The sequence below is a fragment of the Fusobacterium sp. genome (assembly GCF_029258315.1).
Taxonomy (GTDB): Bacteria; Fusobacteriota; Fusobacteriia; order Fusobacteriales; family Fusobacteriaceae; genus Fusobacterium_B.
In genome coordinates this window covers 18,906-29,576 of the sequence record NZ_JARHZE010000030.1, presented here as the reverse complement: position 1 = coordinate 29,576, position 10,671 = coordinate 18,906, and the positions used below count along the sequence as shown (strand labels likewise).

7 protein-coding genes are annotated in these 10,671 nt (G+C 29.7%); all 7 read right to left on the bottom strand.

Annotated elements, in window-relative coordinates; genetic code table 11:
* The coding region (locus Q1J48_RS02235) for a POTRA domain-containing protein (protein WP_300360852.1) at positions 1–1,175 on the bottom strand (1,175 nt) is incomplete at its 3' end.
* 15 nt (positions 1,176–1,190) lie between these two features.
* A complete protein-coding gene (locus Q1J48_RS02230) occupies positions 1,191–5,528 on the bottom strand; it encodes a translocation/assembly module TamB domain-containing protein (protein ID WP_300360849.1) in 4,338 nt (1,445 codons plus the stop codon).
* Between the two features lie 24 nt (positions 5,529–5,552).
* Positions 5,553–6,254 (bottom strand): 16S rRNA (guanine(527)-N(7))-methyltransferase RsmG, encoded by a 702-nt coding sequence (gene rsmG, locus Q1J48_RS02225; protein ID WP_300330419.1) that lies wholly within the window; start codon positions 6,252–6,254, stop codon positions 5,553–5,555.
* Positions 6,254–8,143 carry a tRNA uridine-5-carboxymethylaminomethyl(34) synthesis enzyme MnmG gene (gene mnmG, locus Q1J48_RS02220; protein WP_300360846.1) on the bottom strand — a complete coding sequence of 630 codons (1,890 nt, stop codon included), beginning with the start codon at positions 8,141–8,143 and terminating at the stop codon, positions 6,254–6,256. Before mnmG ends, rsmG begins: the two co-directional genes overlap by 1 nt.
* Positions 8,144–8,165: 22 nt before the next feature.
* Complete coding sequence (locus Q1J48_RS02215; RefSeq protein ID WP_300360843.1) at positions 8,166–8,843, bottom strand: potassium channel family protein; 678 nt, start codon at positions 8,841–8,843, stop codon at positions 8,166–8,168.
* A 15-nt stretch (positions 8,844–8,858) separates the two neighbouring features.
* Positions 8,859–10,139: a TrkH family potassium uptake protein gene (locus Q1J48_RS02210; RefSeq protein ID WP_300330458.1), complete on the bottom strand. Its 1,281-nt coding sequence runs from the start codon at positions 10,137–10,139 to the stop codon at positions 8,859–8,861.
* A 176-nt stretch (positions 10,140–10,315) separates the two neighbouring features.
* Positions 10,316–10,573: a 30S ribosomal protein S15 gene (gene rpsO / locus Q1J48_RS02205; RefSeq protein WP_300330427.1), complete on the bottom strand. Its 258-nt coding sequence runs from the start codon at positions 10,571–10,573 to the stop codon at positions 10,316–10,318.
* Positions 10,574–10,671 lie beyond the last annotated feature (98 nt).

Sequence of the window (10,671 nt, the reverse complement as noted above, 5' to 3'; positions counted from 1 at the left end):
TCTTGCCCTCTTCCTTGCCAGTTAGTTTCCTCTAAAGATAACATTCCTAAAAGTCCAAGCTCAGAACCATAAGAGATAGCCCCTTGTATTCTAGCTGTTCTATCCTCTTCGATTAATAATACAACAGTTTGTCCGTCTGGATCTCCTAATATATCTCTTGTTTCATATTTTACATTTTTAATATAACCAAGTCTCATTAAGTTTTTAACTGTTTCATTATACTCGTTAATATTAAATATAGTATCTTCTTTTAACTCAACCTCTCTTCCTATTACATACTCTCTAGTTTTTAATAGGTTATCAGTTGGTAATCTTCTTTCACCTCTTTGTTTAGTTACCATTTTTTTATACTCAATATTTCTAGTAACTCCCTCAGTTAAGAATATTTCAACCTCATAAGAGTTGTTTAAGCTCACGTCTAATATCTTAGCTAATACATATCCCTCATCGTGATATTTTTTTAGCATTTTTGAAGTATCATCTCTTAAATCATTAACATTTAATACTTTTCCTGACTTAGTTTTGAAGTCTAACATTAACTCTTCAGTTGTATAAAGAGTGTTTCCTATAATGTTTACACCTGTTATAACTGGGTTTTCTATTAAACTAAATTCTACAATTATTCCATTTCCCTGCTTTCTAATATCTGGAACAACCTGTCTGAATAGTCCTGATCTTCTTAAGTTTTCATAACTATCAGATATTCTTTTTTTAGAATAATATCCACCAACTTTAATTGGCACCATTTTCATAATTTCTTTTTTGCTTACATTTGTATTACCGTGTATTCTTACATCTCTTACAATAATACTCTTGTCAACAACATCTCTTTCTGACATTGGAATAATACCTTGATTTGTTAATAATTCTTTAGCATTTTCTTTCTCTTGAATTTTAACTACAACGTTTATCCCGTCATTAGAATATTCTGGATGTATAGTCACATTGTCGATATACTCTAATTCTTTTATTTTTTTGTAGTCACTTATCATATTTTCAGTAGAAAAGTTGTCTCCAGCTTTTTCACTCATCATATTGATAATAGTAGCTTCAGGTACTTCGATATTATTTTTTACTAATATCTCCTGAATCTTGTAGTTAGTCACTTGAGTTTCGCTACCATATGCGACTAGCATAAAAATAAAACTCAGTAAAACCATTAACTGCTTTCTCATTCTTACCCCCGTTTTTTAAAAATCAAATCTTTTTTCAAACTTGAATTCTATATAATTGTTTTTGTCGCTTTCAAATATATCTATGTCGTTTCTTAACTTCTGAACTCCACCTCCAACTGTCATATTTTTATTTATTTTATAATAGATACTTAAATCATGTTCTATCAAGTTCTCCAAACTTGGATTAGTGTCAGAAGTGTCAGTAGTATCTATAAAATTAAATCTTGCTTTCCAGAAGAGCTTATCTTTATAAAGAGGACTTTCAGCCTCAACATATGCTCCAAATGTCATATTAGATTCCTCTTCTTGATTTTTCTTTTTCTCTTGAGAAACTATACTCGAAGTAACTCTTAAGTCTGATAGTCCAAATATATCTCTAACCACATTGACTATTGGACTTACCACTATATCAGAGATCTGTCCTCCGATTAATTCTGTTAAAAAGGCAGTTGTATTTTCTCCCTTCTCACTTCCCCCATTAGATAAAAGACCATTAACATCACTTACAGAGATCTCATTACCACTTTTTATATACATATCCATTTTTCTAGCTGGACCTATCAAAGAGACCTCGTATATTTTTGAGTTTATAGTAGTCTTTGTTATAAATACTATATCTGGGTTTGCTCTTAAGATATTTTGATTTTTATCAGTAAACAGTGCAACGGCTCTATCAATATAAAACTTGTTTCCATTAATGCTAAACTCTCCTTCTTTGATGTTAGTTTCACCTAAAAAGTTTAAATTTTCTAAAGTTCCTGATAAAGTTCCTGAATTATGAATATCTCCTTTTATATCTGTTACATATCCAGAGATACTTTTTATATCTATCTTTATACCATTTTCATTGTTAATTCTAATCTTAACTCTCATCTTAGAGCTTGGATCTTCCATCCCCTTAGTCATTGGAGTTTCTAGATTTTTAATAACCATTTGATCAGTCTTTTCTTTTCTAGATAAGAAGTCTTTTATCTTTTGGAAAATTCCAAAATCTTTAGTTATTATATTTGTGATTTTACCACCATTTATATTTAAAGTTCCACCTATACTATCCTTTATAAATCTAAGTCTTGTACTGAAGTTTATCTTAATCATATCCTTATAGATATAATCTATATTTTTTCCCTCTACCACTAGATTATATTGCATTTTTTCAAATGTACTAGCAAATAGAGTGTCTTGATCTTCATTGTATAATATACTTCCTGAAACCTTAAGTCCACCATTATTAATCTTTCCTGTAAGGGTGTCTATATTTATCATTCTTTCACCAAGGATCAATTTTCCATTGACATTTTTTAAATATAGGTTAAATGGCTCAAAATCTCCACCTAACTGTTCTATCACTAGCTCACCTTTTGGAACATTATCTTTTATCTCAAGATTTATCTTTGTTTTTCCATTTAGATTTTTTATTCCATACTTTTCAAGAATAGCATTAAGTTGGCTAAGATTATTTATTGAGGCGTTTGATTTTATATTTGCTAGACCACTCGGTATATCATAGTTACCATTTAGACTTATTCTATTTGTTCTATCTACAAAATCAACCTTTTCTATATTTATTTTTTCCTTGTTACCTGTAACTTTAAATTTAAGATTTCCAATCTGTTTTTTTAGAAAATATATACTTCCTTTTTCTGAGTTAAATTCATAGTTTGGATCTGTAAGAGGTCCATCTATATGCCCCTCAAGGACTATGTCCCCATCTAAGTTTTCCATAATTCCAAAATCTTTTAATCTTATATTTTGTTTTGGTATATCAAAGCTAAGTTGTTCCTCTTTAAAATCAATAAATCCATTTATATTTGGAGTAATTTTATTTTCCAAAGTTAAGAAACCTATATTTTTAAACTCTACCCCTTCATTGTTATAGTTACCACTTAAAACAACTTTAGGTAAGAATTTATCTCCTGCTTTTAGCCCCCTAACTTCAGTAGCAAATCTACCTTTTACTCTACCTTTTACAATATCTCCAGAGGTTTGTCCAACCACTCTCAACCTCATATTAGGTATCACATTTATAATTTCATTTTCATCAATTAAAACTTTATAATTTCCCTTTTCATTTTTTAAAGAGTAATTAAAGCTTAAATTATTTTTTCCGACCAAGAACTTATCTGAATAAATATTATTTTTTCTTAACTTAACCTTTCCTTCTAAATCCACACTCTTATCTGAGAAAAGTTGTAAGTTAGCATCTTTTACATCTATTTCACCGACTAAGTTCTCAATACCTTTGCTAACATCACCAGAGATATTTCCCTCTGCCTCTGTTATTTCAAAATTTACATTTTGAAGTTTTAATACCTCGTTTGTTATCTCTCTCAATTTTAGATTAATATTTAACAACATAGTATTTACATCATAATTTCCAGATAGATCTATATATCTATTTGAGAACTCATTTATATCTACTTTATTATTAAAAAATCTTATACTTGTTTTTATACCTGAGAAAGTTTGTCCCTGTACTTTTAGTTTTCCAATCTCTCCATCAAAAGAGACGTCAATAAACTTATCTTTATTCTTATTATTTATATTGAATATTCCATATATTCTTCTAAGAGCTATATTATTTATCTTATCAAATATAGTTCCCTTCTCTATAAATCCCTGTCCATCTAAGACACCATTTTTATTTTCTATTTTTCCCTTAAAGTTTCCAGCCACTGTTCCCTTAGTATCACTAAGTTTTAAATTCTTAATATCAAAATCTATTAAATAGTCTAAGTTTTTAAGGTTTACCTTAGCGTCCACTTTTCCAAGAGAATTTTTCTGCATTCTGTCAAATCTTGACTCAATATTTAAAATATCATCTTTTAAACTTAAAAGAGTCTTAATATTATAATTATTAAAAGCTAATACAAGGTTACCATTTATTTTTTCCAAATAATTTTTACTTATATCATATCTTAGATAAAAATCTTTTCCTTGATTTAACTCTAAACTTTTATCTTCATAGTTATAGTTTCCTGTTATATCAAGTATTTTAGATTTTAATTCAAATAAAAATTTCTCTTTTGCAAGTTCAAAATTAAATCCAATTTTAAAGTCTGAAAATAAGTTTTTAGGATTACCCAATACATGTAAATCTGTTTCACCTTTTCCATCTTTAAATTTTAAATTTCCTTTTACTTCTCTTTCAGTTAGCTTGTTCTCTATATAAATTTTAGAATAAATATCATTTATATAGAAAGTATCATCTTCATAAATAAATTTCCCTTTAGTTGAACTAAAATTAAGCTTTCCTAGATTATCTCCATTTTTAGTATAAAAATCTATCTCTGCTCTTAGCTTATCTTTATACGATATTACTACATCAGCTGTATTCAAAACTAAATTTTTTAATCCTAAATTTAAATCTCCCAGATACTTATATTTCTCAGCATCACTAAATAAAATATCTTTTAAATAAAATCCTACTTTTACACCATTTTCACTGGAGTAGTCCAATTTAAACTTACCTGGATAACTACCTAAAAGATAATCCCCATCTATTTTTATATTCTCTCCTAGAAAGTTCATATTTAAGTTTATATTATCCACTGGCATATCTAGATCTGTATATCTAGCCTTACCATTTTCAAGTTTACCCTCTCCAAAAAATCCCTCATTGTTTATTTTTAGATTTAAGTTAGCTAGTCCACTTACATCTTTTACTGCTCCGTTGCTATCATAAGCAAATTGGAACAATTTATCATTGAACTCTATATCCTTTAAGCCCAATGAAAATTCATTTTTTCCAGTAGAATTATCAAATTTTACAAAAATCTTTTCTTTGTTATCTTCAAAACCTATCCCTTTAAATTCAAGGTCTGTATTATATCCTTTAAAAAACTTTACATATCCATTAACATTATCAACTTTTTTTTCTATCTGCTCAGTATAAGTATCATCATAATAAGTTAAATCCCCATCATAGACATTTATAACCTTTATTATTGGGTCAGCTGTGGACTCTTTTTTACTACTTTTTTTACCACTTACAAATATATCAACTATATTGTAACTGTCACCATTTCTAACAAAGTTTATCTTAGGAGAAAAAATAGCAATCTCATTTATCTTCCAGCTATCATACTCTATTGTAAGCTCTGGTATCTCTCCAATTAAATATTTTTTCTTCCCATAAAGTTTTGAATTTTTTAAATAGATTTTTCCTTTTGTTTTGTTGCTCCCCTCTTCAAAGCTAATCTTTTCAACCTTTAATCCCCCTTTAGTGAATAGCCCAAAACCAAATCCAACTAAAGTTTCAAGATGATAGACTGCCATATAGGCAACAAAAAACACTAAAAAAAGAGGTAGACCTATATAAAACATTTTTTTATTTTTTATTAAAATATCTTTCATATCAAATCTCCTCTGTTCTTATTTTTATAATGGTTTTTTTGCAGGTACTCCATTAGCCCTCGGATATTTTTTATCTGTCTTAGCAGTTTTTAATATATCCAATATCAATCTCTTATCCTTTGAATATGGTAACTCTTCAGAATAGATTTCAACAATCTTGCTCTTTAACACTTTTAAAGCATTCTCTCCATCTTTTTCCTCATTAGTCCCTTCCATCTTCTGTGGTAAAAATCTTCCATCTTTTTTTAGGAAAGGGATTACATATTCAAGAATAATATTTAATTTTGAAACCCCTCTACAAAGTCCTATATCATAAGTTTCTCTATTTTTATCATTGATATATTCCTCTGCACGAACATTGTGAGCCTCAACATTTTTTAATTCTAGCTTTTCAATAACCTGTTTTAAAAAGTTTACCTTTTTCCCAACTGAATCTATAAGAGTGAAATTAATCTCTGGGTTACAAATAGCTAGAACCATTCCAGGAAATCCTGCTCCAGTTCCAATATCTATTGCTTTTCCCTCTGTTATCCCCATATATTTCATAACAAGAAGTGAGTCTAAAAAATGTTTTTCTATTATTCCCTCTTCATCTCTTATAGCTGTTAAGTTAGTATGAGAATTATACTCAACCAAAAGTTTTAAATATTCCATCAATCTATCTATTTTCTCATCAGAAATATCTAAACCGATTTTTTCTATCCCATTCTTTAAATACTCTCTCATTAATTTTTTCCTCTCATTTTCAAATAAATTAATAATACTTGAATATCTGCTGGAGAAACTCCTGAAATTCTTGAGGCTTGTCCTATATTTAAAGGTCTTACAGATTTTAATTTTTCTTTAGCCTCTCTTGGAATATTTTCCAAAGCATCATAATCTAAGTTTTCAGGTATCTTTTTATCCTCTAAACTCTTATGCTTTTCTATTGATTTCATAGATCTTTCTATATATCCAGAATATTTTACTTGAATCTCTATTTGATATTCAATGTCCTCATCATAATCTTCCAATGAAAACTCCTCTATAAGTTCAGATACATATTTTATATCCTTATAAGTAACCTCTGGTCTTCTTAAAAATTCAAATAAAGATATACCATTGCTTACTGGAGTCTCATCATATTTTGCCAACACTTCATTGACTCTTGGATTTGAACTTCCAACATATTGTTTTTTTAATTTTTCAATTACTTCAGCTACAACTTTTTCTTTGTAAAGAACCTTGTCATACTCCTCTTTTGATACAAGCCCCACTTCGTAACCTATCTTTGAAAGTCTTAAGTCAGCATTGTCCTCTCTTAATATAAGTCTATACTCACTTCTTGCTGTAAACATTCTATAAGGTTCATTTGTTCCTTTAGAAACAATATCATCTATTAAAGTTCCTATATATGAGTCTGCTCTATCTAAAATGATAGGATCTTTCCCTTGGATTTTTCTAGCAGCATTTATCCCTGCCATTATCCCTTGAGCTGCAGCCTCTTCATATCCAGAAGTTCCATTTATCTGTCCAGCTGTATAAAGATTTTTTATATTTTTATTTTCAAGAGAGTAAGTTAACTCCTCAGTTTTTACATAATCATACTCAATAGCATAGGCATATCTCATAATTTTTGCATTTTCAAGCCCCTCTATTGAGTGTAAAATCTCATACTGTACATCAGCTGGAAGTGAATTTGAAAGTCCAGCTACATATATTTCATTTGTATCATAACCTTCTTTTTCTAAGAAGATATGGTGTTGTGTCTTATCTGGATATTTAAATATTTTATCCTCGATAGATGGACAATATCTAGGACCTGTTCCAACTATTGTACCATTATATAAAGGTGATCTGTCCTTATTATCTTTTATTATTTGATGCACTCTCTCATTTGTATGAAGAAGATGACAAGGGATCTGTCTTCTCTTTGCTAGCTCTTCATATGAAGATGAGTTTGAAAATCTAAGAGGTGTTGTATCTCCCGGTTGCTCTTCCATCTTAGAAAAATCTATTGTTCTCTCATCAATTCTTGCTGGAGTTCCAGTTTTAAATCTTCCAAGTCCTATTCCTAGTTTTTCTAAAGATAGAGGTAGTTCTTCAGAAGAAAGTTCTCCCATTCTTCCACCTTCAAAATGGTTCTCTCCTATCTGGATAAGCCCTCTCATAAAAGTTCCTGTGGCAATTATTATAGCTTTTGCTCTATACTCCACTCCCTCTTTTGTTTTTACTCCAACTGCTTTTCCATCTTCTACTATTATATCTACTACCATTCCTTGAATAACATCAAGGTTTTCAGTATTCTCCAAAGTTTTTTTCATTTGAAGAGTATATTGAGCCTTATCAGCTTGAGCTCTTAAAGATCTTACTGCTGGCCCTTTCTTAGTATTAAGCACTCTTATTTGTATAAAAGTCTTATCTATATTTCTTGCAATCTCTCCTCCAAGAGCATCTATCTCTCTAACTAGATGAGATTTTGCAGGTCCTCCTAAAGAGGGGTTACATGACATATAACCTATTTTATCTAAACTTATTGTAAATATAGCTGTTTTTAGTCCCATTCTTGCTGGTGCTAGTGCAGCTTCGCAACCAGCGTGACCTGCTCCAACTACTATTACATCAAACTCTAACATCTATTTTGCCTCCCGATAGAATTTAATCTTCTTTAAATTCCTTTTTTAATATATTGCTCATTTGATTTGCTGTCTTAGCATCTGTTATAACTATTAAAATATCATCTTTCTCTATTACTGTTGTCGCTGGAGGATTTGATAAAAATCTTCCATCTGGTTTTTTAATTCCTACTATATTTATATTATAATGCTTTCTGATCTCTAACTCAATAAAGTTTTTATTCCAAAACTCACAAGGAGCTTTTACCTCAGCCAGTAAGAAATTTTGTGAAAATCTTAAATGCTCTATCATATTAGGTTCCATAGCCACTAATGCAGCTCTTCTTCCCATATATTCCTCTGGATAGATAACCTGATCAACACCGATTTTTTCTAAAAGTTTTCTATGTTTTTGACTTGCTGCCTTAACTATTATTTTTTTAGCTCCAAACTCTTTTAAGTTTAAAGTTATCATCATACTAGGCTCAACAGCTCCTATACATACAAAAACTATATCAAAAGTTGAAATATCTAATCTTTTAACTTGAGTTTCATCAGTTGCGTCCAAAGAAAAAGCATTTTCTAAATATTCACTATTTATAAGCTCTTGAACTATATTCTCGTTTATGTCTATTCCAACAACCTCTTCTCCAGCTTCGTACAAAGTTTTTGCCACATTTGTTCCAAAACTTCCTAACCCTATTACTAAATATTGTTTCATCTATTTTCTCCTTAATTATCCAACTATTATATTTTCTTTTGGGAAGACTATTTTCTCAACATTTTTTCCTCCACCAAAAGCAATTGCAAGTGTCATAGGTCCAAGTCTACCTAAGAACATTGTACATATTAATAATATCTTTGACACAATACCTAAATCCGCTGTTATACCTACACTTAGTCCAACAGTACCAAAAGCTGATACAGCCTCAAATATTATAGCCTCAGGTGCAAAATTTTCTACACACAGCATTATCATAGTTACTACTATGATATACATAAGGGATATAATAAGTATAGCTATGGCCTTGTTCATCACTTCCCAATCTATTCTTCTATTAAAAATTGTAGTGTGCTGTCTATTTTTAACTATTGAAATAACATAAACAATTAAAACTCCAACTGTTGTGGTTTTAATACCTCCTCCTGTTGATCCCGGAGAAGCTCCAATAAACATTAGAATACAAAATAAAAATATTGTAGCTGGTTTTAAGTTACCCATAGGCACTGTATTAAACCCTGCTGTTCTTGTAGTTACACTTTGGAAAAATGAAGCTATTAACTTTTCTGAAAAAGTCATATTTCCAATAGTTCCACCATTTGAATTTTCAATTACAAAAAATAGTACCATTCCAATAATAGTTAAAAAACAAGACATTATTATGGCTACCTTCACTGTTAAATTTAATTTATATTTTTTAGTTCTAACTGATCTTAAAATACTATCTATTACCCCAAATCCTATTCCCCCAAGGATAATAAGATAAGCTATGGTAAAGTTAATTATTATCGAATCAGAATATTTTTCAAGTCCTGTTGTAAATAAACTAAATCCAGCATTACAGAAAGCTGATATACTATGGAATATCCCAAAATAAATAGCTTTTAAAAGTGGCATCTCTTGTACAAATTTAATTGTTAAAAAAACAGATCCTATCCCCTCTATTGTAACAACCGTCAATATTACCTTTTTCAAAAACTTTAAAATTCCACCTGTGTCTTCAACGTTTCTCTCCTCTTTTAGAAGCTCCTTCTCACCATAGCTCATTTTTCTTCTAAGCAAAAGAAAAATAAATGACGAGAATGTCATTATACCAAGTCCACCTAATTGAATAAATATCAATAGAAATATCTGCCCAGTAAAACTTAATTCCTTACTAATATCTATCACAGATAATCCAGTTACACAAACTGCTGAAGTTATTGTAAATAAGGCTGTTAAAAAATCAAGCCCTTCCCCAGATGTGGTAGAGATTGGCAACATCAATAGGAAAGTTCCCATCAATATAGCTCCCATAAATCCTAAGATTAATTTTCTAGAGAGAGACAACCCTCTAAAAAAACCTACCTTCTTCACATTTTCCTCCTAAAGTCTACAATCAATATTTATGATTAATATTCTACTTTATTTTCTAAAAACTTTCAAGTCTATTATAAAAAAACTATCTCCTAAGAGATAGTTTTTATTATTGACTATTTTCTGATTTCTAATTTAGCTATTAAAGCTCTGTATCCTTCAATATCTCTAGAAGCTAAGTAGTTTAATAATCTTTTTCTATGTCCTACTTTTTTAAGTAATCCTAATCTTGAGTGGAAGTCTTTTTTGTGAACTTTTAAGTGCTCAGTTAAGTGTTTGATTTCCTCTGTTAAGATTGCGATTTGTACTTCTGTAGATCCAGTATCTTTTTCGTTTTTACCGAATTCTTTGATTAATTCTGCTTTAGTTTTCATTGTTAGCCGTCCTCCTAATTTTTATTATTTAACCCAAGAAATAGGTGGCTATTCCTATATCCTAGAATAAATTCTCATAAAGTATAACATACTTTTTT

What these genes read in the sequence shown, in the direction of transcription:
- rpsO (WP_300330427.1), bottom strand. Translation starts at nt 10,573, where the DNA reads ATGAAAACTAAAGCAGAATTAATCAAAGAATTCGGTAAAAACGAAAAA.
- Q1J48_RS02230 (WP_300360849.1), bottom strand. Translation starts at nt 5,528, where the DNA reads ATGAAAGATATTTTAATAAAAAATAAAAAAATGTTTTATATAGGTCTA.
- rsmG (WP_300330419.1), bottom strand. Translation starts at nt 6,254, where the DNA reads ATGAGAGAGTATTTAAAGAATGGGATAGAAAAAATCGGTTTAGATATT.
- Q1J48_RS02210 (WP_300330458.1), bottom strand. Translation starts at nt 10,139, where the DNA reads ATGGGAGCTATATTGATGGGAACTTTCCTATTGATGTTGCCAATCTCT.
- mnmG (WP_300360846.1), bottom strand. Translation starts at nt 8,143, where the DNA reads ATGTTAGAGTTTGATGTAATAGTAGTTGGAGCAGGTCACGCTGGTTGC.
- Q1J48_RS02215 (WP_300360843.1), bottom strand. Translation starts at nt 8,843, where the DNA reads ATGAAACAATATTTAGTAATAGGGTTAGGAAGTTTTGGAACAAATGTG.